Source organism: Anabaena sp. 54 (assembly GCF_017355725.1).
Taxonomy (GTDB): Bacteria; Cyanobacteriota; Cyanobacteriia; order Cyanobacteriales; family Nostocaceae; genus Dolichospermum; species Dolichospermum heterosporum.
Window position 1 is genome coordinate 1 of sequence record NZ_JAAVWA010000031.1, and the last position, 24,208, is coordinate 24,208.

Genomic DNA, 24,208 nt, shown 5'->3' on the forward strand with positions numbered 1-24,208 from the left:
TTGAAAAGTATCAGAATTAATCGAGATCCCCCCAACCCCCCTTACAAAGGGGGGCTAAATTCCTCAAAGTCCCCCTTAAAAAGGGGGATTTAGGGGGATCTGCGGGTGTCAGATCCCACACGAAAAAGTTTTCAAACAACCTCTAAGATACGTCAACCAAACCTACTGGAAATTTACACCTTCATAAATATCATTGAAGGGAATTTGAAAATCTATGGATTTTAAAGACAATATATCATTTACTGATTCATATTCAGTTAATACCCATTGTCCTTCGGCATTTTTGGCAAATTGTTCAATAAAACATTCATATTGGTTAATCATAATATATTCTTTTAATTCAGGAAGAGAACGATAAAATCTAAATTTGTCGGTTTTATCATAATTTATAGTTGATTTAGATAACACTTCGACAATCATTAACGGATTTGTTACTTGAGTAGTTCCAGTTCCTTGATATATTGGTTCTCCTTGAATTACCATAATATCTGGATAAGTATAGATTTGATAACGTTCTAGCCATAATTTAACATCACCCATATAAATCTTGTAATTTTGATTCCGCATTTTTAATTTAAAATGTAGATAAAAATTACCTGAAATTTCATTATGATTTGTAGTTCCACCAGTCATAGGTATAATTTCCCCATCTATATATTCGTTTTTAAATTCTGATTTTTCTTCTAGTTCTAAATATTCTTCTGGAGTGTAATATTTGCTGGATGTTTGAATTTGCATATCAACCTCATATTTTTAATATCAATTACCCAGGATAATGCTTGGCTAAAAATTCTTGTGCTTCTGCTTTATCCTTAATTATACCATCTACAGTTGCAGTCAATAAATCATCAAGCATTTGCTTATATTGGGGACTAGGTTTATAACCCAATTGTTTTAAATCATTTCCATTTAATAGCGGTTGAATATTTCCCCAATTTGTTAAATATTGCCAAATCCGTCTTCTGATTTTGCGGGGACTTTGTAAAGCAATTAAGATTAAAGTTTGCAAATCATATTTCCTGAGTAAATAGAGAGTTTGACTAGGTTTTTCAAAAGTGGGTAATAATGTACTTATCTCAGATTCCACTGAAAATAATTTCTCTAATCTAATAATACTATCATCAGTTAATTGCAGATTTTTAGCGACTTTCCCTCGATATTCCGGTTGTAAATAGGCAATTAATACTTCTAGACGCATTTGCCAATTTATTAAAGTTTGTTTTTTGTCAAATTTTCTTAAACAGTGTTTTAATAAATTTAATTGTCGAGAAAGTTCCACATCTAATTTTAAAGTAGGATGAATACATTGTAAAGCCCCCAAATTATCCAATAATTCTAAAGCTGATTGCCAATAAGGTGCTGCTAATATATATTTTAATTCAGTTTTTAGTCGAGTTTGCAAAGCCGGAGTTTTACTATTTTCTTGACTTGTTCGATCATAAACTCCACTATTTATAGCATAAAGAATATAGGCTTCTGTTTGTGGTTCTAGGGAAAATCCAAACCGCACTGCAAACCGTACTCCGCGATAAATCCGAGTTGGATCTTCAATAAAACTATTAGGGTGTAAAATCCGAACTTGCTGATTTTGTAAGTCTATAAAACCACCAAAGAAATCTAATAATTCACCAGCGCGGGGAGAAGTTAACCGCAAAGCCATTGCATTAATTGTAAAATCTCGCCGATATAAATCTTGCCGAATGGAACTAGCCTCAACTTCTGGATTTGCTGCTGGATAAGGATAAAACTCGGTTCTTGCTGTGGCAATATCTACCCATAATGAGTCTAATACTAAATCTTTATGCCATAATAAAGCCGCAGTTTGAAAAGCACCATGAATTTCTAATCTCGCATTTTGATAAATTTGCTGTAAGGCTTTAGCTAATTCTACACCTGCACCCACATCTGCGGTTTTATGAAAACCATCAACAACTAAATCAATATCATTAATTGTCAAACTGCGAGTTTCTGTTTCTGCTAATAGCAAATCTCGGACTGCACCACCCACTAAATAAAGATGCCAACCGCGTTTTTCTGCTTCTTGGGATGCGGTACTGAGTAATCGCCAAAGCTGAGGAGTGAGACGTTTTTCTAATTCAGTATTAAGTCCTAAATTTCGAGAATAATTATCAGTTGTTAATTCTATATTTTGAATCGTTAATTGATGTAATTCTCTTAAAATATCGGTGCGGGTGACAATACCAACTAATTGCCCATGATCTAATACTGGTAATCTGCCAATATCATAAGTCACCATTAAAGACTCAATTTCTGGTAAAGAAGTATCAGGGGTAATTGTCTTTAAATTACTTGTCATATAACCTTTAACTGGTGCATGACTAAACCCATGATGTAAAGCAATATCTAAATCCCGACGGGAAATAATTCCGATTAATAAACCTTGGTTATTAACTACAGATAAACCTGAATGTCCATAACGCAATAAAATCCGCTGGGCTTCAGCTATAGTAGTATCAGGGCGAATTGTCCGCACTGGCGAAGACATTAAATCTCTAGCTGTGGGAGGATGGGGAATTTGGGCTTTTAAACTATCTAATAATTCTTGTAAAATTTGTTGGGAATCTGTGGTACGCAGATTAAGAGATGCAGCTTGAGAATGTCCCCCACCACCATGAGGTTGAAATAAGGAATTAAGATTTGTTTGGGGAATTTTTGTTCTCCCAATTACTGTGAATCGCCAATCATCTTCACCTAAAGGATATTCATTTGCCAACAGTACAGCATCGGTTTCTGTTAAGTCAATAATTTCGGAAGCTAAACCTGATAAACCGGGGACAAAACCATCGGTTTTTAGTGTCACCCAAGCTATGGTATATCCCCGCAAACAAAGATATTGTAAATTCTCTAAAGCTGTACTTAATAACTGTTGTAATTGTGGTGATAAACCAGGATCTCGATAAGTAGAAATAACTGATAAATTTGCCCCTTGCTGCATTAACCAAGCTAAAGCTAAAGCATCTCTGGCTGTAGATTGTTTATAGGTTAATGAACCTGTATCAACATGAATACCTAAAGCCATTACAGTTGCTTGGGCAGAATTTAAAGAAATATTATTTTTTTGCAGTTCTTCTACCATTAAGGTAGTTGTCGCCCCCACTTCGTCAATATATAATTGAGTGCTGGGAATGTCTCTTTCCTGTCCAAAATGATGATCGTAAACAATGATTTCTTGGACATTGGGTAAATCGAACCAGATAGCGGCTTTACCAAGGCGATCGCGCTTTTGAGTATCCACAACCATTAAAGAGCGAATATTTTCAGGATTTACGGAACGTCTTTCAATCAACGGATACTCGTCACGGTGTAAGGCCAAAAAGTCCCGCACAGGAGGATGTGCGCCCCCAGTCAAGACAATTTTACTGCCTGGTTTGAGACAAGTTAACCCTACCGCTGCCCCCAAAGCATCAAAATCCGCAGTTGTGTGACAAAGAATTAAATCCATATATTAAAGGTGACAGGGGACAGGTAACAGGTGACAGAGAAGATAATTTCTATCTTAATCATTTTCCCAATCCCCGAAAGAAAAAAACAGATTGGAAGATCAGAAGTGAGCAACTGTTACAAACCAGACGTAAAATATTAATTGATCAGGCGATGCCCTATGAGTTCATAAGGTTCACTGAAAACCCTAAACTGTTTATACAGCAGCAGTTCCGGGAAAACTAAGATTTAGTTATGTTGGGAAAAACAAAATGAGCATAGTATTTCAAATCGCTTTAATATCATTAGTCCTGTTCTCCTTCGTGCTTGTGATTGGTGTACCTGTTGTTTACGCTACTCCTCAAAACTGGGTAGAATCTAAAAAACTACTCTGGGTTGGTTCAGCAATTTGGGCGGCTTTAGTCGTGTTAGTTGGTATATTAAACTTTTTTGTGGTTTAGTTGAATGCTTTAAATATTCACTAGCGCATACCATACACACTTTTAGGAGCAGAAAAGCTAAGGTAAAGAGTCAAAAAGAAAAAACTTTATTTTTTCAATATCTTCGCCATTTTTTGTAGGTTGGGTTAAGCAACAGCGCAACCAAAAGCATTTGTCGGGTTTCCTTACGTCAACCCAACCTACTACTAATCAGGCTTTTTTCAATTTTGCGAAGGTATTGATTGTTTTCTAAACGACTTTTTCCTGATTGTGCTTTCCTGCTCTTATATTTTCATTGCAGAAAAGTATATTGGTAAAGCAGTTATTCTAAATTTATTTAGGGGCAGTTATGGCAGTTTTTGAAGGAAATTTTCAGCACACCGAGTCTTTGCGCTTTGCATTGATCATCGCTCGCTTCAATGATCTTGTCACCTTAAAATTAGTAGAAGGATGTAAAGACTGCTTGAAGCGTCATGGTATAGATCCTGACCCCGAAGGACAGCAAGTAGATTATGTATGGGTTCCTGGTAGTTTTGAAGTTGCCAATGTAGCCCGTCAGTTAGCAATGTCTGGCCGTTATGATGCCATAATTTGCCTCGGCGCAGTCATTAAAGGACAAACACCGCATTTTGATTATGTATCGTCAGAAGTTTCTAAAGGTGTTGCTGCGGCTAGTTTCCAAACAGGTGTACCTGTAATTTTCGGCATTTTAACCACAGATACCATGCAGCAAGCCCTAGAACGAGCCGGTATCAAGAGTAATCATGGTTGGGAGTACGCTATGAATGCTATAGAAATGGCTAGTCTCATGCGGCAATTACGCCCGAATTTAGCAGGTTAATTGGGTGATGGGTAATGGGTAATAGGTAATGGGTAATTGGTTAAAAATTCTTGCCACTGACAACTGAAAAAAAAGTTTAGCTAAGGGGTTGACAAAGCTGAATATATCTGGAATAATAAGTTTATTGGTGAGTCTCGCGGGTGTAGCTCAGTGGTAGAGCGCAACCTTGCCAAGGTTGATGTCGTGGGTTCGAATCCCATCACCCGCTTTCTAGTTAAAGTAGATATGTTAAAATAACACTAAAGATTTTCCATCACCACTAAATTTGTAAATGATGGATTTTTTCGGAGTTTGTGAGAAAACTTTCCCAGCTACATTATTAGACGCAATTTCAAGGTTTCCCATACTGATTTTCAGGAAAATTAGGGAATAATGTAAGAAACCGCCCAAGTTATTTATCTCGCTTGTGCAACCTCAAAAACCAGATAAAATTGACTTAAATACGGAATACATTTGTCCTTGCCGTCGCAATGGACAGTTAATTCCCATTACACTCACAGAAGCGTTTGGATGCGATCGCTGTCAGCAAATTTTTGTTGTCGAAGACAATGGATATGTATTAGAGCAACTTTCTACTACTTATCCTTACAAGCGTGCTTGGCGCTGGAAAGGCAATAATTGGCAAATTGTTCAACCCCGATTAGGACAAAACTATTTACCAATAGCACTCAGCATAATTTTTGTGTTAGTGATTATATGGCTACCATTAGCTCTACGATTGGCTAATAGTTCCAACATCATAGCTTGGGCAATTGTAGCATTGCTATTGGTAATTCTGCCAGCACTAATGGTCTGGCTTACTTACAGACGTTAACTCCATGACAGGTGAAGTGATTGATGATTACCCCGAACCTATGACAAGTGCTAACCGCGCTTTTCAGGCTTCCTTAAAATTGGGAACGACTAAGGGGACAGATAGGAGTCGCGCTGTGTTAGCAATGGCACAAGCGATAGAAAGCGATTTTGATGAAATTCTCGAAGCTAATACTCTAGATTTAGAAGCAAGTCGAGAAATGGCAGTTCCCGAATTAATTTTGGACTGGTTGAAGCTAACCCCCTCTAGGTTGGAGAATACTATTAAGATTCTGCAACGATTGGGGGAATTATCTGATCCTTTGCGCCGGGTGAGAACTGCTGATTATCAACAGGAAGACTCTCAAAGTTATACTCAATTGATGCCTTTGGGGGTAATTGCCTTTATTTATGAGGCTTTCCCGGATTTGGGGGCGATCGCTGCTGGTTTTTGCATAAAAACTGGCAATAGTATTATTCTTAAAGGTAGTACGGAAGCTAGTAACTCCAATACAGCGATCGCTAACGCCTTGCAAACAGCCATTACTAAAGTCGGATTACCCGCAGGTTGTGTAGAATTAATCACGGCTGAACATGGTGCTTCAGTGCGAGATTTAGTTACCCAAGATCAGTATTTAAGTTTAGTTATTCCCTACGGACGTTCCAGTTTAATTCAACAGGTAGTCAGACAAGCAACCTGCCCAGTGTTAAAATCAGCAATGGGTAATTGTTATCTGTATTGGTCAGTGAACAGTAGCTTAGAAATGATTCGCTGGATGATTATGGATAGCCATGAAAGCGAACCAGATCAAGTCAATGCCATTGAAAAAGTTTTAGTGCATCGTCAAGCCTTACCATCTTCCTTGTCAGTGCTGTGGAGTAGCTTGAAAGAAAAAGGTTTTCAACTTAAAGGAGATGCAGAACTAGTTGCAGCATTTCCCCAATTGCAATTAGCCAAAGATGAAGAATGGGGAACACCGTATTTAACCAAAACAGTAGCTTTTAAGTTAGTAGATAGTTTAGAAAGTGCGATCGCTTGGATTAACCAATATAGTAGCAGTCATGCTGATAGTATTGTCACCGAATCCTACCAAGAAAGTCGCCAATTTGCATTAGGAGTAAATAGCGCCTCCACCTACATAAATGCTTCCCCGCGTTTTTCCCGTCATTCTTCACGGGGAGAGGCTGTATTTTTAGGAATGTCCAATCAAAAAGGACATAGAAGGGGATTTATTAGTTTAGAAACTTTAACAACAGTGAAGCATATTATTCAGGGAAATGGACGGTTTTAGGGAGAATGTCTGAATCAGGATATCCAGGATTTAAGGATGAACAGGATTTCATTATTTTCATCTTCTTCATATTCTTAATATCCTGAAAATCCTAAAATCCTGAGTATCCTGATTCAGACAAATTCACATCCTGAAAATCCTAAAATCCTGAGTATCCTGATTCAGACAAATTCACATCCTGAAAATCCTTAAATCCTGGAAATCCTGATTCAGACAAATTCACATCCTGAAAATCCTCAAATCCTGAGTATCCTGATTCAGACAAATTCACATCCTGAAAATCCTTAAATCCTGGAAATCCTGATTCAGACAAATTCACATCCTGAAAATCCTTAAATCCTGGAAATCCTGATTCAGACATATTTATTTTCCGTAAATAAAGGTAGAATATCAGATAAATGTGCTACCTACCAAGATTATGAGCCTGTGCATCAATCCTAACTGCCCAAAGCCGCAAAATCCCAACAATATCCTATTTTGTGAAACCTGTAGTTCAGGCTTGTTACTACAAGACCGCTATCGGGTAATAGTTAGGCTGGGAGGAGGTGGCTTTGGTGATACATTTGAAATCAACGAAGTCAGAACCAACAAAACCAAAGTTATCAAAATCTTGACCGATAATCGGCAAAAAGCCATAGAATTATTTAAACAAGAGGCCGATGTTTTAAGTCAACTCCATCATCCTGGTATTCCTAAAGTAGAACTAGACGCTTATTTTGAATATTATCCCCACAACCACAACACCCCAATTCATTGTTTAGTAATGGAAAAAATTGAGGGAGAAGACTTACAAAAGTATATGCAAAAAAATGGGTTGCGTCCCATTAACCAAACTACAGCAATAGCATGGCTGAAAGATTTACTGATTATTTTAGAACAAGTCCATAATAAAAACTTTTTTCATCGAGATATCAAACCATCTAACATTATGTTGAGGGCCGAAAATGCTCAATTGGTGTTAATTGATTTTGGCACAGTCCGTAAACTTACAACCACAGTCGTTAATCAGCAAGGTGGAGTCACAGGAATCATTTCCGCAGGTTTCACACCCTCAGAACAAATTAACAATAACGCCGTACCTCAATCTGATTTTTTTGCTTTAGGACGAACATTTGTTTATTTACTCACAGGTAAAGAACCACTTGATCCAATTATTTATGATGCTTATAATGAGAAATTAGATTGGCGTAATCATGCACCACAAATACAGAAATGTTGAATAGCGTAATAAAACTTTACATATTGAAATAAACTTAGCCTATAAGTGCTATTTTTCATCTTATCCAAATAAGTTTTCTAAACCAATGAACATAACTTATTTCCTGACACATATAGGACTGAAGATAACGGAGCTTATCTAATAAAGTTTTGCCAAATTCTTGCGGTATTTCTATTAGTTGCAATATCAAATAAGCGATTAAACAGCACATTATCTGAATTCTAATTCCATTCTCATTCTTTGTCATAAGTCTGTCTAACTTGAGGTGCATTTTTAAGAATTTCCATAACAATTCAATTTGCCATCTTTGTATGTAAATTTCCATAATCTCTTGATTACTAACTTGCTCTTCTCCTTCATTTAATAAGTTTGTTGCTAAACGAAATTCACTCTTAGTTTCTATATCACAAAATGCTACTACTCTAATTTCCACTTCTCTTTCATCTTTGCCAACTTTACAATTACCATTTTCTAGCATTTCTAAAGTGACATTATTTTTAATTCTTAAGACAAAAGCTTTATTTTTTTGTTGTTTTAATTCAGATATTCTTTCGGAGGATGCAAATCCTCTATCCATTATCCCTACTCCTTTTGACGGAATTGCTTCTACTGTTTCTTGTCCATATTTATGGTCATGTCCTTGCCCAAAATGAATCACCATTCCACCAACTTCTGATGTCAAACTATCTAACCCACAAAATAGTTTTACTTGATGATATCCTTGACTCCATAATAATTTACTTGTTAATGTAATAATTGTTGAATCTATAGGAAATAATGCTTGGGTTTCTTCCTTTCCTTTTTTCTTTCTCAGTTGATTGTTTAATTCAGTTATTATCTCCAAAAATACTTGAGTATCTCTCTTTTTACTTGCCTTGGAAAAATTTGATATTTTTAAATCTATCCCTTGATTATTTAGTCTTTGAAATAAATCTCTCATACTCACTATACTTTTATCCATGACATACTGTAACCACACTGATACAAATGAAAATGTGTCCAGAACTGGATAATCTTTTTTGGGCAATGGTTTCAATATTGTTTTGACCACTTCTGGGAAATTCTTTAAGCGCATAATTTGATAATTCTTTATCTAGATTTTTTTAGATTGTATCAAATTATGGTACTTTTTTTTAATCTTTTCCTAACATTCAACACTTCTGCCACAAATATCATCTATGTTAGCAGATTTGCTAGATGAGATGATGGAACGTTTATATAAAGATCGTCCTGGAAATACTCAGGAGATTTTGCAAAGGATAGCAGCAATAGAAAAAGCCTTACAACCACCACCACCTCCAAAACCTCAACCACCAAAACCTGTTAATAATCAACCAAAATCACAACAAAAGAAAATTTTTACTCGTCGCAATATCTTATCTTTACTTGGCGTTGGAGGATTGACTATAGCAGTAGGACAAAATCTGTGGAGGAACAAAAATCAAACTAGACAAAATACAACTTCCCCAAATAATCTCCAAACCTTCAGTTTTGAAGTTGTCACCACAGACGCAACCGGAAACATCACCAACCGACGCAATGCAAGTGCAAAATACTTCACAGAAGACTTAGGAAACGGTGTTTTATTAGAAATGGTAGAAATACCAGGGGGAACATTTATCATGGGTTCACCCGCAAGTGAAGTAGGACGAGGTTCAAATGAAGGTCCCCAACGTCAAGTTACAGTTCCCGGTTTCTACATGGGGAAATATGAATTAACACAGGCACAATATCAAGCTATTATTGGAACTAACCCTTCCCGATTCAAAGGTGATAATCTTCCTGTTGAACAACTTAGTTGGAATGATGCGGTTGAGTTCTGTAAAAAGTTAAGTCAAAAAACAGGAAAAAACTACAGATTACCCAGCGAGGCTGAATGGGAGTATGCTTGTCGAGCCGGAACTACCACACCATTTTATTTTGGTGAAAGTATTACTCCAGAACTGGTAAACTATGATGGTAATTATACCTACGCTTCTGCACCGAAAGGAAAATATCGCCAGCAAACCACAGATGTAGGAACTTTTCCCCCTAATGCTTTTGGTTTGTACGATATGCACGGCAATGTGTGGGAATGGTGTCAAGATGATTATAAAGATAGTTATATAAATGCGCCTACAGATGGTAATGCTTTAACAAATCAAAGCGAATCATATAAACTGCTGCGTGGTGGTTCGCGGCTCACCTATCCTGATTTTTGCCGTTCTGCTTATCGCTACGACGAGAACCTCGACGGTAGCCACGACTCTTTCGGTTTTCGGGTTGTATATAGTGGTACAGCGAGGACTTTCTAGCCTTTTATACTTTTGCTCTTTTGTCCTGCTTTTTCTTTTCTCCTTTTCCTTTAATAATATTTCCATTTTGTCTGAATCAGGATATCCAGGATTTAAGGATTTACAGGATTGAAGAATACGCAAGATGTGAAAATAACAAAATCCTGTTCATCCTCTAATCTTGCAAATCCTGATTCTGACAATAATCAAATACAGTTGTAGAATAAAAGTAAGATATCAACAATTGTGTCAGAAATATCAGTATGACTACAAATATACAGTTTAAAGCCAGAGTAAATAACGGTAAAATCGAAATTCCCCTTGAGTATCAAGACGAAATACACAATGCGGAAATAGTAGAAATTGTAATTTTACAACTTCCAAAAAAGAAACACTTTCCGCAAACAGGTATTATTAACCAATTAACCGCAAATCCCATTAAGATTGCAGATTTTCAACCACTCACTAGAGAACAAGCAAATGAACGCTGGTGAGAAGACACAATACTTTATTGATTCCAATATTTGGCTTTATCGTTTTATCGTAAATACAAATGATGCCAATTCAATAAAAAAGCAACAAATAGCCAATCCTGAAAATCCTAAAATCCTGGAAATCCTGATTCAGACAAATTCCCATCCTGAAAATCCTAAAATCCTGGAAATCCTGATTCAGACAAATTCCTATCCTGAAAATCCTAAAATCCTGGAAATCCTGATTCAGACAAATTCCTATCCTGAAAATCCTAAAATCCTGAAAATCCTGATTCAGACAAATAAATAATATATAGTAGTTTACAGGTAAAAACCATGAATACACTGTACAATTCTGATTTTTATGGATGGACAAAAACACAAGCACAACTACTCAGAGAAGAAAAATGGGAAACACTAGATAAACTCAACTTAATTGAAGAGATAGAAACATTGGGAAGACAAGAAAGAAGAGAATTAACCAACCTTTTAGCCTTGTTATTAGGACACTTACTAAAATGGCAATATCAACCAGAAAAACGTAGTAATAGTTGGTTAGCAACAATTCGAGAACAACGGACTCAAATCAACCGAATATTAGCAGATAGTCCCAGCTTAAAATCCTATTTAGAAGAAGCCTTTTCATTAGGTTATCAAGACGGAATTAACTTAGCAGTCAAAGAAACCAACCTACCTTATGAAACCTTTCCAGAAAATTGTAATTATGCAATCACACAAATATTAGAAACTGAATTTTTACCAGAATCATAACCTTCTTCCTTTGCGTCTTTGCGCCTTTGCGTGAGAAATAAAATTAACTCAACCGTTCCCGCAACCACAAAGCCAACAAAGGCATAGCTAACCGATAACCATGTTCAGCATCATAAATTAAACCCTTATGCTGCAAACCAGTCAAAGCACCTTGCAGACTCCCACCCCGTGAAAGTCCATGCTTTTGAATATACTCCTTACTCTGAGGTTTATCAGTAGGATCAATAGCTAAAGATTCCAATAAATGTACCTGATTTGCCGGTAACAACATCAGCAAAGATTCATAAGTCATTGATAAATCTTTCAATAATCCGGCTATAGCCTTTTGCACATCTTCCTCCCTAATTAATCCATCTGCACAGTGCGACGCAGACAACCGCCGAATAATCGCCATTCCATCCCCAATATGTCCCTGTACCGCCTCTAAAAATAGCTGTAAAGCCTGACTATGACAATCAAAAGTAAAACCCTTTGTATGTAAAATTTCCCTCGCCCACAAGGCTACAACGTCCTTAGCTAAAGGCGCTAATTGAATAGTTTCTATCGGATAATTAGTATCATCTGGCTGTTGGCTAGATTCAGCAATCGTGGCTATTAATACATAACTAACATGAGGATAAGCCTTAACTTCTTTCCTAAATGTAGTTTCCCATAAACCATGACGATCCCAAGAACGAATATGGGGAAAACTTTGTAAAATCAGTAATATTCTTTGATTTAAATCAACCGCCATTATTTCCAATAAGTCTAACAAATTGGCGAATGCTTCCCATAGTTGTTCTTGTTCCAAAGAACGAATCACTTTTAGTTGAGTTTCCGAATTAAAAGTAAAAAATGCCGAAGTATTTTCATTTAACCAATTTTGAATTTTTTCCGCTTCCCAGTTTTGACTAATCGCTTCCGCTAGTAATTGCACAAATCTCTCCGCTTCCGTAGCGCGAATGCAGTCTATTTCCAAGATAACTGTATTCACCTCCTGTGCTGCACCTCTCACTAAAGTGCGTCTCCCACTACCAGGAACTCCAGTAATTAACAAATCACCATCTTTTGCGAGTATTTCAATAATCCGCTGAAACTCTACAGAACGCCCAATTAATTGTAAGGGAGTAGACAAATTTAAATTCACTCGGTTCTCGCTTTTGCGTAATATGTTATAATAACTATTAAGCTAAATTTAAAGGCAACTATGGTTAGTACAATCACTAAACCAAACAATATTACTCCAGAAACTACCCCAGCAGAACAGCGAGTAGTTTTTCACAATATCAGTTGGCAGAATTATCAGCAAATTTTAGCAGCATTAGGGCAAAGTCGTTCTTCTCGACTTATCTATGATCAAGGGACATTAGAAATTACCATGCCATTAGAAGAACATGAAAGTGCTACCAGATTAATTGAACTATTCATCCGCATTTTGGTAGAAGAAAGTGGATTAAAAATTAAAACAATGGGTTCAACCACCTTAAATCGTGATGATTTACAAAGAAGTGCTGAACCTGACAACTGTTATTACATTCAAAATCAACCTCAAGTAGTTGGAAAAAAAGTTGATTTAAACGAAGATCCACCACCAGACTTGATTGTAGAAGTAGATATTACTCATACTGACATCAATAAACTCCAGTTTTATGCCAGCATGGGAGTACCAGAATTTTGGCGTTATAACGGTGAAATAGTGCTATTTTATCAACTTCAAAATCATCAATATGTTGAAGGAGAAAAAAGTCCCACATTTTCTATAATCACCAAAGAAAAACTTTATCAATTTTTGCAAGATTGCCAAATAGATGAAGTGCAAGCTAGTAAATCTTTCCGTACTTGGGTACAACAGGAAATACAGAATTAGAAATAATTGCATAGTAGGGGCGGGGTTTTCCCCACCCTGACAATTTGCTTAACTAGCTAACAGTGTCTTTTCCAAAGGAGTCCAGCGGAAAGTGCGATCGCCACCTCTCTCAATTACCACTTTAACCCTTGGTTCTAACTTAGGCAAATCCATCAAATACTCAACTTCCTGATCAGAAAGAATATATCCCTCAATAATCCACAACACCAACCCCTTAGACTTAGGAGGTAATTGTGCCAAATGGGAACTGATCATTGGTGGTAAATAATATACATCACCCACAGCCGCACCACTACTATTGCTTCTTTTGCCTAAATGTGGTGGTCTGACACCATGAACTTGCGTCAGATATGCAGCCACATCACCCAGTCCTCTTGCAGTAATGTGGAGGCTAACATAGCCAGCCGCCCGCAATCGGCGCAGATACCGACCTTCATAGCCCCCCTCCAGAGGAACATAAACACCCAACGCCCCAAATTTCTCCAAATTGCGGATGAAACCGTTGCCAGTGGTAATTAGTGCCATATATTTTCTTCCTATCCCACTTAGATATCTCTATTATTCACTCTCTAGTGGTAGATTAAGTTAAATGAACCTGCATATTTTCAACAATTTTGAAAATTCACAGCCGGAACATGGGTGATTTTCCCTACCCACACCTCAGCATCCCATAACAGAGCAAAAAAAATACTAGACAAAAATTAACTAATAGTTTATATTATTAGATTGTGACCGAATAGTATAATTAGATAGCCATCTTTCTTATTTAGACTTTCTAGTTAGTCCTAGCATCTGAGTTTCTAGTTAGTTTCCCCAAAAGAATAAAACTGGCTCACTTCATAAGAGACTGCTAAACTAAAAAAGCTTTCAGGTCAAATAAAGAGCCAAAGTCATATTTAAGCTCCCACACCAAATCACTCCCGTAAATCCTAAAAAAATTAGGCAAAACCTTAGACAATAGTTTAGGGCATGAAAATAAGTAGTTCCTTAGCAATAATGTTGGTTTCATGGCATGATGTTAAGACTAAGGAAAAGGATACTGAGGGTCAATAACCACTTAAGTCCTGCTACAACGGTAGAGTGCCAAAGCAACTGCTTGGACGAAAGCATTGCTGCACACAGCGCAAAGCCATCAAGCCTCGCATTGAATTCCAGAAGTAATCCCTTCTCAATAGAGTAGGCAGTTATTCCTGTTATTGTGATTGAGTAAGTGAAAATAAACAAATTCACTAAAACAAAAGGGACAAAAACTGTTGCGTCGCCAAGAATTTGCACTGTCTAACGCCAGTCCAAATTTTAGAGGTAAAGTTTACACTCAAGCGACAGTAGCAAAACCAGTCCCCATTCGACTTCCAGGTTTAGCCCAAAAAAATAAAACGAAAGGAGAACCAGTAACTGTGTCTGTAGGTATTCTCGGCACCAAACTGGGCATGACCCAAATCTTTGATGAAGCAGGAGTCTCTATTCCTGTTACCGTCGTCAAAGCCGGTCCATGCACCGTTACGCAAGTTAAAACGAAACAGACCGACGGTTACTCTGCCATTCAAGTTGGTTATGGCGAAGTCAAACCCAAGGCACTGAACAAACCATTGTTGGGACATTTGGCTAAGTCATCCGCTCCAGCAGTCCGTCATCTGAATGAATATCGCACCGATAGCGCTGGTGATTATGCTTTAGGTCAAGAAATTAAAGCAGATATTTTTAGTGCAGGTGAAATTGTAGATGTAGTTGGTACGAGTATTGGTCGCGGTTTTGCCGGCAACCAAAAGCGGAACAACTTTGGTCGCGGTCCCATGTCACACGGTTCCAAAAACCATAGAGCGCCAGGTTCTATCGGTGCTGGTACAACCCCAGGTCGTGTTTATCCCGGTAAAAGGATGGCAGGACGTTTAGGCGGTACTCGTGTCACAATTCGCAAATTGACAGTAGTACGAGTAGATGCAGAACGCAACTTAATCCTGATTAAAGGAGCTATTCCTGGCAAACCAGGAGCCTTAGTCAGCGTCGTTCCTGCAACTATAGTTGGTAAAAAATAGTCATTTAGTCATTGCTTAGTAGTCATTGGTTAGTGACAAAAAAAGACAACCGACAACTGGCAACTGACAAAAGACAACTGACAAAGGACACAAAGATGGTAGAGAGTGTAATTAAAAATTGGCAAGGAGAGCAAGTTGGAGAGACAAACTTCGACTTACGAGTTGCCAAAGAAACAACAGCGGCGCATATCGTACACCGCGCCCTAGTCAGACAAATGACCAATTCTCGCCAGGGAACTGCCAGCACCAAGACTCGTGCAGAAGTTCGTGGTGGTGGTCGTAAACCTTGGCGGCAAAAAGGCACAGGTCGCGCCCGTGCTGGTTCTATCCGTTCACCATTGTGGCGTGGAGGCGGTGTGATCTTTGGACCAAAACCCAGAGACTTCGACCTAAAAATGAACCGCAAAGAACGCCGATTGGCATTGCGGACAGCCTTTATTAGTCGTGCTGAAGATTTAATTGTTGTTGAAGAATTTAGCAACGAATTACAGCGTCCTAAAACCAAGGATCTCGTAGCAGCATTAGCTAGATGGGGCGCTGCACCAGAACAAAAAGCACTATTGATTTTGTCTGAAATTGCAGAAAACGTGCTTTTATCAGCTCGCAATATCGAAAACTTAAAACTGATTCCTGCCGACCAGTTAAACGTTTACGATTTGCTCCATGCTGACAAAATTATCGTCACATCATCAACCCTAGAGAAGATCCAGGAGGTCTACAGTGCCTAAAGTAGTTGCCACCCGTGATCTACCGGATTTAGTGCGTCGCCCCATTCTCACCGAAAAAGCGACCATGCTCATGGAACAAAACAAATACACATTTGAAGTAATTCCTAAAGCCACCAAACCACAAATTAGAGCCGCAATTGAAGACCTATTTGCAGTTAAGGTCGTCAAAATCAATACCGCTAACCCACCCCGCAAACAAAAACGGGTAGGTAGATTTATTGGATACAAACCCCAATACAAGCGAGCTATTGTTACTGTTGCTCCTGGGGACGAAGAAAAAATCAGAAAAGTTCTCTTCCCAGAAGTCTAAAAATTTTAGATTTTAGATTTTAGATTTTAGATTGGGCTAATAAATCAAGAAAATGCCAAACAACAATTAAAAATCGGAAATTGAAATCAAAAAATCCTGACTCCAAAATCAAAAATCAAAACTCCAAAACTGAACTATGGGTACTCGTTCTTATCGCCCTTATACCCCCAGTACTCGCCAAGTAATCATCTCTGACTTTGCCGAAATTACGAAAACTGAACCAGAAAAATCATTAACTGAATCAGTTCATCGTCCCAAAGGTCGGAACAATCAAGGGCGGATAACCAGCCGTCGTCGGGGTGGCGGACACAAACAACTTTACCGCATTATTGACTTTAAGCGAGATAAGCGGAATATCCCGGCTACAGTTACAGCCATTGAATACGATCCTAACCGGAATGCGCGGATCGCTTTGTTGTTGTATGAAGATGGCGAAAAACGTTACATCTTGCAGCCAAATGGCATGACTGTAGGCACAAAGATCATTGCTGGCCCTGAGTCACCCATCGAAGATGGTAATGCCTTACCTTTATCGAATATTCCCTTGGGTACTGGTGTTCACAACGTCGAAATGACCCCAGGTAAAGGTGGTCAAATTGTCCGTGCTGCCGGTGCAGTAGCACAAGTTGTTGCTAAAGAAGGCAACTATGTGACATTGAAGTTACCTTCAGGTGAAGTCCGGTTGATTCGGCGTGATTGCTACGCCACCATTGGACAAGTCGGTAATACAGACGCAAGAAACCTCAGTGCTGGTAAAGCTGGACGAAATCGCTGGAAAGGCCGTCGTCCCAAGGTTAGAGGTAGTGCCATGAACCCAGTGGATCACCCACATGGTGGTGGTGAAGGTAGAGCGCCTATCGGTAGATCCGGTCCTGTAACACCTTGGGGTAAACCCACTTTAGGGGCGAAGACACGTAAGCGCAAAAAAGCCAGCACTAAGTTGATTATCCGTCGTCGCCGCAAATCCTCTAAACGTGGTCGTGGTGGCCGTCAGTCTTAGAATTTTAGATTTTAAATTTTGGATTTTAGATTGAGTCTATTTTTAAGCGTTCAAAGTTTTTGAAGCCTAATATTAAGACAGCTTAATTATCCAAAATCCAAAATCCGAAATCCAAAATAGGTAAATCCAAAATCCAAAATTGAACTATGGGTCGTTCTTTAAAAAAAGGTCCTTTTGTTGCTGACCATCTGCTCAAGAAAATTGAGAAGTTAAACGCAAAAGATGAAAAACAAGTGGTTAAAACTTGGTCGAGAGCTTCGACCATTTTGCCCTTGATGGTAGGTCATACTATCGCTGTTCATAATGGACGGCAGCACGTTCCTGTATTTGTCAATGAACAAATGGTAGGACATAAGTTAGGAGAATTTGCTCCTACCCGTACCTACAGAGGTCATGGCAAAAGTGACAAAAAATCAGGGAGATAGTCATTAGTCAGTAGTCAGTGGTCATTTAGTCCTCTTGCAACTGACAACCGCTGACAATAGACAACTGACAAACATAGAGTAAGTTATGAAAATGGCAACTGACACTACTGAAGTTAAGGCGATCGCCCGTTATATACGCATTTCTCCCTATAAAGTGCGCCGTGTACTTGACCAAATTCGCGGGCGTTCATACAGAGAAGCACTAATCATTCTCGAATTCATGCCCTATGGTGCTTGTGACCCTATCTTAAAGGTTCTCAGAAGTGCCGCAGCTAACGCAGAGCATAATGCTGGTTTGGACAGAGCCAGTTTGGTGATTAGTCAAGCCTATGCTGACCAAGGACCAGTGCTAAAACGGTTTCAACCCAGAGCGCAAGGTCGAGCTTACCAAATTCGCAAACCAACGTGTCATATCACTGTTGCTGTTTCCGCTGGCGCTACTGCTGAGTAAACAGCCAGACAGGCACAAAAAAATTGCGTACAGTAAGAAATTTTAGAGGAAGCTTTTGTGGGACAGAAAATTCATCCAGTCGGGTTTCGACTGGGTATAACTCAAGAACACCAATCCCGTTGGTTTGCAGAACCTGACCGTTATCCAGAACTTCTACAGGAAGACTACAAACTCCGTCAATACATTGAACAAAAACTAGGTAGATACGCTCAAAATAACGCCGGTATTTCCGAAGTGAGAATCGAGCGCAAAGCGGATCAGATTGACCTAGAAGTACGGACAGCTAGACCAGGTGTGGTTGTAGGTCGGGGTGGTCAAGGTATTGAATCATTGCGTCTTGGACTACAAGGAGCTTTGGGTGGTAATCGCCAAATTCGCATTAACGTTGTTGAAGTCCAACGAGTTGATGCTGATGCTTACCTGATTGCCGAATACATTGCTCAACAATTAGAACGTCGGGTTTCCTTCCGCCGAGTTGTGCGTCAAGCAATTCAACGCGCTCAAAGAGCAGGTGTACAAGGAATCAAAGTTCAAGTCGGTGGTCGGCTCAACGGTGCAGAAATCGCCCGCTCTGAGTGGACTCGTGAAGGTCGAGTTCCTCTCCACACCTTACGCGCTGACATTGACTATTCTGGCTGCACAGCTAAGACAATTTACGGGATTCTCGGCATTAAAGTTTGGGTATTTAAAGGAGAAATTATTCCTGGTCAGGAACAAGCTCCCGCCCAACCCGCCAGAGAACGTGACCGTGACCGTGGCGATCGTGACCGTGAACGCGAACCCCGTCGCCGACAACAACAACGTCGTCGTCAACAGTTTGAAGACCGCTCCAATGAATCCTAGTCAATGCTCAATAGTCAGTGGCAAAAAAACTGACAACTGACAACTGACAACTGACAACCGACAACTGACAAATCATGTTAAGTCCTAGAAGAACTAAATTCCGCAAACAACAACGCGGACGCATGGAAGGTCTTGCCAGCCGAGGCAGTACCCTCAACTTTGGGGATTTTGGACTCCAAGCCCAAGAACCATCTTGGATTACCTCACGGCAAATCGAGGCTTCCCGTCGGGCAATGACTCGGTATATTCGCCGGGGTGGCAAAATCTGGATTCGGATTTTCCCTGACAAACCAATCACCATGCGTCCTGCTGAAACCCGGATGGGTTCTGGTAAAGGTAACCCAGAATTTTGGGTAGCCGTAGTCAAGCCAGGCCGGATCATGTTTGAAATTGGCGGCGTGACTGAAGAAATTGCCCGCGAAGCTATGCGATTGGCTGACGCTAAGTTACCAATTAAGACCAAATTTATTGTGCGCTCTCAACCACAGGAGCAGGAGTAGGTTATGCCTCTTCCCAAGATTGCGGAAGCTAGAGAATTAAATGACGAAAGACTGGCCGAGGAAATTGTCGCCGTTAAGAGACAATTGTTCCAGTTGCGCTTGCAAAAAGCCACAAGACAACTAGAAAAGCCTCACCAGTTCAAACACGCACGCCATCGTCTCTCCCAATTGCTGACAGTAGAAGGAGAACGGAAACGGGCAGCAAGTCTTTCAGACCAAGAGCAAAAGTAGAAAATTATGGCAGTCAAAGAACGAGTTGGCTTGGTAGTGAGCGATAAAATGCAAAAAACTGTGGTAGTAGCCATAGAAAACCGCGCTCCTCACCCCAAGTACGGCAAAATCGTAGTTCAAACCCGCCGCTATAAAGTTCACGACGAAGAAAATACCTGTAAAACAGGCGATCGCGTGCGGATTCAAGAAACCAGACCCCTGAGCAAAACCAAGCGTTGGCAAGTTGCAGAAATTCTGAACACCAAAGCTACATAGTAAACAGTTGTATTAACTTACAACGACCCCAAAAGAGAGACCAGTTGTGATTCAACCCCAATCTTATCTGAATGTCGCAGATAATAGCGGTGCTAAAAAACTAATGTGCATCCGCGTATTAGGTGCAGGTAACCGCCGTTATGGTGGCGTAGGCGATAGAATTATCGCTGTTGTCAAAGAGTCTTCACCCAACATGGCTGTCAAAAAGTCTGATGTTGTAGAAGCAGTAATCGTACGAACACGTAAAGCAATAAGTCGTGATAGCGGTATGTGCATCCGTTTTGACGATAACGCCGCAGTGATTATCAATAAAGAAGGTAATCCTAGAGGTACACGGGTATTTGGACCTGTAGCTCGAGAACTGCGCGATAAAAACTTTACTAAAATTGTTTCTCTGGCTCCGGAGGTGCTGTAATGGCAAAGCGCCCACAACCCAAAGTTTTTCATAAAATGCACGTCAAAACTGGTGATACTGTGCAAGTCATCGCTGGCAAAGATAAAGGTAAAGTTGGTGAAGTGATTAAAGCACTACCACAACTGAGCAAAGTTCTTGTCAAAGGTGTCAACATTAAAACCAAGCACGTGAAACCCCAGCAGGAAGGCGAATCAGGGCAAATAGTCACCCAGGAGTACCCCATTCATAGCTCCAATGTGATGCTCTATTCCACCAAGCAAAACGTTGCTAGTCGTGTCTGCTACACTTTCACCGCCGAAGGCAAGAAAGTGAGAATGCTCAAAAAAACAGGTGAGATTCTTGATAAATAGTTATTAGTCATTCGTCATTAGTAAACAACAACTGACAACTGACAACTGACAACTGAGAAAGAACTTTCCCTGACCAAGACCAGGGAATAACAGGACAAACACTATGGCCATAACACGACTCAAAACCGTATATCAAGAGACAATTACTCCCAAATTAATTAATCAGTTTCAATACACCAACGTGCATCAAGTGCCGAAGGTGATTAAGGTAACTATCAACAGAGGTTTGGGAGAAGCTGCTCAAAACGCTAAATCACTAGAGGCATCCATCAGCGAAATAGCCCTGATTACTGGACAAAAACCTGTGGTAACACGGGCAAAGAAAGCGATCGCCGGCTTTAAAATTCGTCAAGGTATGCCCGTCGGGATTATGGTGACACTAAGAGGCGAACGGATGTACGCTTTTTTAGATCGTCTGATTAACCTGACACTACCCAGAATCAGAGACTTTCGCGGTGTCAGCCCCAAAAGCTTTGACGGCCGTGGTAACTACACTCTGGGTGTGCGCGAACAGCTAATTTTTCCAGAAGTGGAATATGACAGAATCGATCAAGTCCGGGGTTTAGATATTTCTATCATCACCACGGCAAAAACCGACGAAGAGGGCCGCGCCTTACTTAAGGAAATGGGAATGCCCTTTCGCGATCAATAAGTTCATCTAAAGAGGGAACGATGGCGGCTAACGACACAATTGCAGATATGCTGACGCGCATCCGCAATGCCAATATGGCAAGGCATCAAACTACGCAAGTACCAGCTACAAAGATGACTCGTAGTATTGCCAAGGTACTGCGAGAAGAAGGCTTCATTGCGGAAGTTGAAGAAGCAGGAGAAGGAATTAAGCGAAACCTAGTTATTTCCCTGAAATACAAAGGTAAAAATCGCCAACCCCTAATCACTGCCCTAAAACGAGTGAGTAAACCAGGTTTGCGTGTTTACTCCAATAGAAAAGAATTACCAAGAGTGCTAGGCGGTATCGGTATTGCCATTATTTCTACATCCAGTGGGATTATGACTGACCGCGAAGCACGCCGCCAAAATCTAGGCGGTGAAGTGCTTTGCCACGTTTGGTAGTCGTCATTGGTCATTGGTCATTGGTCAGTGGCAAAACAACCAACAACTGACAACTGACAAAAAACAACTGACAAAGAACAAAAAATCATGTCTCGTATTGGTAAACGTCCAATTACCATTCCCGCCAAAGTGCAAGTGGCGATTGATGGTGTCAAAGTAGTGGTGAAAGGTCCTAAAGGTGAACTTTCCCGTCAACTACCTAACAATGTCATACTCTCCTTAGATGGAGAAACATTGCTAGTTACTCGTCGTGATGAAACCCGCACCTCCAGACAAATGCACGGTCTGAGCCGCACCTTGGTGGCCAATATGGTGGAGGGAGTATCCCAGGGTTTTCAACGTCGCTTGGAAATCCAAGGGGTTGGTTATCGCGCCCAACTTGAAGGCCGTAACCTAGTTTTAAATATGGGTTATAGCCATAAAGTGCAAATTGAACCACCAGAAGGAATTCAATTTGCAGTAGAAGGTACTACTAATGTCATAGTCAGCGGTTATGACAAAGAAATTGTAGGAAATACAGCAGCTAAAATTCGTGCAGTCCGTCCCCCTGAACCTTACAAAGGTAAAGGTATTCGCTATGCAGGTGAAGTGGTCAGACGCAAAGCTGGTAAGACTGGTAAGGGTGGTAAGAAGTAAACATGAAACTTACACGCAAAGAATCAAAACAACGTCGTCATCGGCGCGTTCGGGGCAAAGTCAAAGGTTCTCCAGAACGTCCACGTTTGGCTATATTTCGATCCAATGAGCATATTTATGCTCAGGTAATTGATGATACCAAGCAAGAAACTATAGTTGCCGCATCAACCGTAGAACCAGAATTGAAATCTAACGTAGTTTCTGGTGCTAACTGTGACGCATCAGTGCAAGTTGGTAAATTGGTAGCTGTACGCGCCCTAGAAAAAGGCATCACTAAAGTCGTTTTTGACCGTGGTGGCAACCTTTATCATGGTCGCATTAAAGCACTGGCTGAGGCGGCACGCGAAGCTGGTCTAGATTTCTAAGTCCGTCAGTAGTCAATAGTCAGTAGCAACTGACAACTGACAACTGACAACTGACAACTGACAACTAAAAGAGAGCATTGATTATGGTAACCGGTCGTCGTAAAGCAAGCCGTACAAAAAAAGAAGAAACCACCTGGCAAGAGCGAGTTATCCAAATCCGCCGGGTGAGTAAAGTCGTCAAAGGTGGTAAAAAACTCAGCTTTCGTGCCATTGTCGTCGTCGGTAATGAACGAGGACAAGTGGGAGTCGGAGTTGGTAAGGCATCAGATGTAATTGGTGCAGTTAAAAAAGGTGTCGCTGATGGTAAAAAACATCTAATTGATATCCCTATCACCAAATCCAATTCCATTCCTCACCCCATTGATGGTATCGGTGGCGGAGCTAAAGTCATGATGCGCCCAGCCGCACCAGGTACAGGGGTAATTGCCGGGGGTGCTGTACGGACTGTACTAGAGTTAGCAGGAATACGGAACATTCTTGCCAAACAACTAGGTTCAAATAACCCTTTGAACAATGCCAGAGCCGCAGTTAATGCTCTATCTACCCTGCGGACATTAAGTGAAGTTGCTGAAGATCGCGGTATCGCCATTGAGAAACTCTATATTTAGTCACCCTTTGTATCAGATTCTCAATCTAAAATCCAAAATCTAAAATCTAAAATCCCAAATCAAAATGAGACTTAATGATGTTAAGCCCCAAAAAGGCTCTAAAAAACGCCGTAAGCGTGTAGGTAGAGGTATTTCTGCTGGACAAGGTGCTAGTGCTGGTCTAGGGATGCGGGGTCAAAAATCCCGTTCCGGTAGTGGCACAAGACCAGGTTTTGAAGGTGGTCAACAGCCATTGTACCGCCGGATACCTAAACTCAAGGGCTTCCCTCTGATTAACCGGAGAATTTACACTACGATTAATGTAGAGAAATTAGCTAACTTGCCTGCTAACTCAGAAGTAACATTGGAATCCTTAAAAGCGGCGGGTATCTTAACCACTGTTAAAGGTGAATTGAAAATTTTGGGTAATGGAGAATTGAATGTTCCTCTTCAGGTAAAAGCTGCTGCTTTCACAGGTCAAGCTCGGATTAAAATTGAAGCTGCCGGTGGGAGTTGTGAAACTGTATAAAAGATGAGGGGTAAGGACTGCCGATAACCTCGTGATTGGGGGGAAGAGGTTATTGTTTACAAGATACCTTAATCATCTTCATCAT

Annotated in this window: 33 protein-coding genes, 1 tRNA gene and 1 pseudogene; 29 read left to right on the forward strand and 6 right to left on the reverse strand. The window is 40.1% G+C overall.

Translation table 11 applies throughout. The features are described 5' to 3' along the window. Nucleotides 1-162 precede the first annotated feature (162 nt). A complete protein-coding gene (locus HEQ36_RS21035) occupies nt 163-738 on the reverse strand; it encodes a Uma2 family endonuclease (protein ID WP_168634923.1) in 576 nt (191 codons plus the stop codon). 25 nt (nt 739-763) lie between these two features. Continuing rightward, complete coding sequence (locus tag HEQ36_RS21040; RefSeq protein ID WP_168634924.1) at nt 764-3,463, reverse strand: CBS domain-containing protein; 2,700 nt, start codon at nt 3,461-3,463, stop codon at nt 764-766. Nucleotides 3,464-3,713: 250 nt separating this feature from the next. Here HEQ36_RS21040 and psbZ point away from each other — a divergent pair, with 250 nt between their 5' ends. From psbZ to HEQ36_RS21065, 5 genes are all read left to right on the forward strand, one after another. After that, nucleotides 3,714-3,902, forward strand: coding sequence for a photosystem II reaction center protein PsbZ (gene psbZ, locus HEQ36_RS21045; protein ID WP_168465880.1), 189 nt, complete (start codon nt 3,714-3,716; stop codon nt 3,900-3,902). Between the two features lie 328 nt (nt 3,903-4,230). Next, the gene (gene ribH / locus HEQ36_RS21050) at nt 4,231-4,722 is read left to right on the forward strand and encodes a 6,7-dimethyl-8-ribityllumazine synthase (protein WP_096669318.1); all 492 of its coding nucleotides are present in this window, start codon (nt 4,231-4,233) and stop codon (nt 4,720-4,722) included. A gap of 136 nt (nt 4,723-4,858) precedes the next feature. Continuing rightward, a tRNA-Gly gene (locus tag HEQ36_RS21055) sits at nt 4,859-4,930 on the forward strand. A gap of 198 nt (nt 4,931-5,128) precedes the next feature. Next, on the forward strand, nt 5,129-5,536 hold the full coding sequence (locus HEQ36_RS21060) for a hypothetical protein (RefSeq protein ID WP_053538457.1): 408 nt from the start codon (nt 5,129-5,131) through the stop codon (nt 5,534-5,536). Between the two features lie 4 nt (nt 5,537-5,540). After that, nucleotides 5,541-6,806, forward strand: coding sequence for a glutamate-5-semialdehyde dehydrogenase (locus HEQ36_RS21065; RefSeq protein ID WP_053538456.1), 1,266 nt, complete (start codon nt 5,541-5,543; stop codon nt 6,804-6,806). 139 nt (nt 6,807-6,945) lie between these two features. Here HEQ36_RS21065 and HEQ36_RS21070 read toward each other — a convergent pair whose 3' ends face one another. After that, nucleotides 6,946-7,167 (reverse strand): hypothetical protein, encoded by a 222-nt coding sequence (locus tag HEQ36_RS21070; protein WP_168634704.1) that lies wholly within the window; start codon nt 7,165-7,167, stop codon nt 6,946-6,948. Nucleotides 7,168-7,224: 57 nt separating this feature from the next. On the opposite strand from HEQ36_RS21070, the gene HEQ36_RS21075 reads away from it, so the two are divergent. Next, nucleotides 7,225-8,025 carry a serine/threonine-protein kinase gene (locus HEQ36_RS21075; RefSeq protein ID WP_168634925.1) on the forward strand — a complete coding sequence of 267 codons (801 nt, stop codon included), beginning with the start codon at nt 7,225-7,227 and terminating at the stop codon, nt 8,023-8,025. Nucleotides 8,026-8,080: 55 nt separating this feature from the next. On the opposite strand, the gene HEQ36_RS21080 is transcribed toward HEQ36_RS21075, so the two are convergent. Beyond that, the gene (locus tag HEQ36_RS21080) at nt 8,081-9,100 is read right to left on the reverse strand and encodes a transposase (protein ID WP_053537527.1); all 1,020 of its coding nucleotides are present in this window, start codon (nt 9,098-9,100) and stop codon (nt 8,081-8,083) included. Between the two features lie 109 nt (nt 9,101-9,209). Here HEQ36_RS21080 and HEQ36_RS21085 point away from each other — a divergent pair. The 4 genes and pseudogenes from HEQ36_RS21085 to HEQ36_RS21100 form a co-directional block, all read left to right on the forward strand. Then, nucleotides 9,210-10,319: pseudogene (locus HEQ36_RS21085) on the forward strand (formylglycine-generating enzyme family protein); the annotation flags it as partial. A gap of 242 nt (nt 10,320-10,561) precedes the next feature. Next, on the forward strand, nt 10,562-10,792 hold the full coding sequence (locus HEQ36_RS21090; RefSeq protein ID WP_053538454.1) for a hypothetical protein: 231 nt from the start codon (nt 10,562-10,564) through the stop codon (nt 10,790-10,792). Continuing rightward, nucleotides 10,779-11,081: a hypothetical protein gene (locus HEQ36_RS21095; protein WP_053538453.1), complete on the forward strand. Its 303-nt coding sequence runs from the start codon at nt 10,779-10,781 to the stop codon at nt 11,079-11,081. The genes HEQ36_RS21090 and HEQ36_RS21095 overlap by 14 nt, the downstream gene beginning before the upstream one ends. 26 nt (nt 11,082-11,107) lie before the next feature. Further along, complete coding sequence (locus HEQ36_RS21100; RefSeq protein WP_168634927.1) at nt 11,108-11,542, forward strand: DUF29 domain-containing protein; 435 nt, start codon at nt 11,108-11,110, stop codon at nt 11,540-11,542. Nucleotides 11,543-11,585: 43 nt separating this feature from the next. On the opposite strand, the gene HEQ36_RS21105 is transcribed toward HEQ36_RS21100, so the two are convergent. Continuing rightward, complete coding sequence (locus tag HEQ36_RS21105) at nt 11,586-12,668, reverse strand: ATP-binding protein (protein ID WP_168634928.1); 1,083 nt, start codon at nt 12,666-12,668, stop codon at nt 11,586-11,588. A gap of 60 nt (nt 12,669-12,728) precedes the next feature. On the opposite strand from HEQ36_RS21105, the gene HEQ36_RS21110 reads away from it, so the two are divergent. Then, nucleotides 12,729-13,388 carry a Uma2 family endonuclease gene (locus HEQ36_RS21110; RefSeq protein ID WP_053538450.1) on the forward strand — a complete coding sequence of 220 codons (660 nt, stop codon included), beginning with the start codon at nt 12,729-12,731 and terminating at the stop codon, nt 13,386-13,388. Between the two features lie 48 nt (nt 13,389-13,436). Here the strand turns inward: HEQ36_RS21110 and HEQ36_RS21115 are convergent, their stop codons facing one another. After that, nucleotides 13,437-13,913, reverse strand: coding sequence for an NAD(P)H-quinone oxidoreductase subunit N (locus tag HEQ36_RS21115; RefSeq protein ID WP_168465888.1), 477 nt, complete (start codon nt 13,911-13,913; stop codon nt 13,437-13,439). Between the two features lie 872 nt (nt 13,914-14,785). On the opposite strand from HEQ36_RS21115, the gene rplC reads away from it, so the two are divergent. The 18 genes from rplC to rplO all read left to right on the forward strand — a co-directional run bounded on the left by rplC (nt 14,786) and on the right by rplO (nt 24,123). Next, a complete protein-coding gene (rplC, locus tag HEQ36_RS21120; RefSeq protein ID WP_027402107.1) occupies nt 14,786-15,424 on the forward strand; it encodes a 50S ribosomal protein L3 in 639 nt (212 codons plus the stop codon). Nucleotides 15,425-15,519: 95 nt separating this feature from the next. After that, entirely contained in the window at nt 15,520-16,152 is a 633-nt protein-coding gene (gene rplD, locus HEQ36_RS21125; RefSeq protein WP_027402106.1) for a 50S ribosomal protein L4, read from the forward strand. Beyond that, nucleotides 16,145-16,462 (forward strand): 50S ribosomal protein L23, encoded by a 318-nt coding sequence (locus HEQ36_RS21130; protein ID WP_027402105.1) that lies wholly within the window; start codon nt 16,145-16,147, stop codon nt 16,460-16,462. Before rplD ends, HEQ36_RS21130 begins: the two co-directional genes overlap by 8 nt. Before the next feature lie 136 nt (nt 16,463-16,598). After that, nucleotides 16,599-17,462, forward strand: a complete 864-nt coding sequence (gene rplB, locus HEQ36_RS21135; protein WP_027402104.1) for a 50S ribosomal protein L2 — start codon at nt 16,599-16,601, stop codon at nt 17,460-17,462. A gap of 146 nt (nt 17,463-17,608) precedes the next feature. Beyond that, the gene (gene rpsS, locus HEQ36_RS21140; RefSeq protein WP_027402103.1) at nt 17,609-17,887 is read left to right on the forward strand and encodes a 30S ribosomal protein S19; all 279 of its coding nucleotides are present in this window, start codon (nt 17,609-17,611) and stop codon (nt 17,885-17,887) included. 91 nt (nt 17,888-17,978) lie between these two features. Next, nucleotides 17,979-18,338 carry a 50S ribosomal protein L22 gene (gene rplV, locus HEQ36_RS21145; protein WP_027402102.1) on the forward strand — a complete coding sequence of 120 codons (360 nt, stop codon included), beginning with the start codon at nt 17,979-17,981 and terminating at the stop codon, nt 18,336-18,338. 57 nt (nt 18,339-18,395) lie between these two features. Beyond that, on the forward strand, nt 18,396-19,181 hold the full coding sequence (gene rpsC / locus HEQ36_RS21150) for a 30S ribosomal protein S3 (RefSeq protein WP_168634929.1): 786 nt from the start codon (nt 18,396-18,398) through the stop codon (nt 19,179-19,181). 74 nt (nt 19,182-19,255) lie between these two features. After that, on the forward strand, nt 19,256-19,681 hold the full coding sequence (gene rplP / locus HEQ36_RS21155; protein WP_027402100.1) for a 50S ribosomal protein L16: 426 nt from the start codon (nt 19,256-19,258) through the stop codon (nt 19,679-19,681). Between the two features lie 3 nt (nt 19,682-19,684). Then, nucleotides 19,685-19,912, forward strand: coding sequence for a 50S ribosomal protein L29 (gene rpmC, locus HEQ36_RS21160; RefSeq protein ID WP_027402099.1), 228 nt, complete (start codon nt 19,685-19,687; stop codon nt 19,910-19,912). 6 nt (nt 19,913-19,918) lie between these two features. Then, on the forward strand, nt 19,919-20,167 hold the full coding sequence (gene rpsQ / locus HEQ36_RS21165; RefSeq protein WP_027402098.1) for a 30S ribosomal protein S17: 249 nt from the start codon (nt 19,919-19,921) through the stop codon (nt 20,165-20,167). A 46-nt stretch (nt 20,168-20,213) separates the two neighbouring features. Then, nucleotides 20,214-20,582 carry a 50S ribosomal protein L14 gene (gene rplN / locus HEQ36_RS21170; protein WP_027402097.1) on the forward strand — a complete coding sequence of 123 codons (369 nt, stop codon included), beginning with the start codon at nt 20,214-20,216 and terminating at the stop codon, nt 20,580-20,582. Next, complete coding sequence (gene rplX, locus HEQ36_RS21175) at nt 20,582-20,932, forward strand: 50S ribosomal protein L24 (protein WP_027402096.1); 351 nt, start codon at nt 20,582-20,584, stop codon at nt 20,930-20,932. Before rplN ends, rplX begins: the two co-directional genes overlap by 1 nt. Before the next feature lie 103 nt (nt 20,933-21,035). Next, nucleotides 21,036-21,584 (forward strand): 50S ribosomal protein L5, encoded by a 549-nt coding sequence (gene rplE / locus HEQ36_RS21180; RefSeq protein WP_027402095.1) that lies wholly within the window; start codon nt 21,036-21,038, stop codon nt 21,582-21,584. 20 nt (nt 21,585-21,604) lie between these two features. Then, a complete protein-coding gene (gene rpsH / locus HEQ36_RS21185) occupies nt 21,605-22,006 on the forward strand; it encodes a 30S ribosomal protein S8 (protein WP_027402094.1) in 402 nt (133 codons plus the stop codon). 87 nt (nt 22,007-22,093) lie between these two features. Continuing rightward, nucleotides 22,094-22,642 (forward strand): 50S ribosomal protein L6, encoded by a 549-nt coding sequence (gene rplF / locus HEQ36_RS21190; RefSeq protein WP_027402093.1) that lies wholly within the window; start codon nt 22,094-22,096, stop codon nt 22,640-22,642. Nucleotides 22,643-22,644: 2 nt separating this feature from the next. Then, nucleotides 22,645-23,007 (forward strand): 50S ribosomal protein L18, encoded by a 363-nt coding sequence (gene rplR, locus HEQ36_RS21195; protein ID WP_027402092.1) that lies wholly within the window; start codon nt 22,645-22,647, stop codon nt 23,005-23,007. A gap of 83 nt (nt 23,008-23,090) precedes the next feature. Next, complete coding sequence (rpsE, locus tag HEQ36_RS21200) at nt 23,091-23,615, forward strand: 30S ribosomal protein S5 (protein WP_027402091.1); 525 nt, start codon at nt 23,091-23,093, stop codon at nt 23,613-23,615. A gap of 64 nt (nt 23,616-23,679) precedes the next feature. Further along, nucleotides 23,680-24,123, forward strand: coding sequence for a 50S ribosomal protein L15 (rplO, locus tag HEQ36_RS21205; protein ID WP_027402090.1), 444 nt, complete (start codon nt 23,680-23,682; stop codon nt 24,121-24,123). Nucleotides 24,124-24,208: the final 85 nt, after the last annotated feature.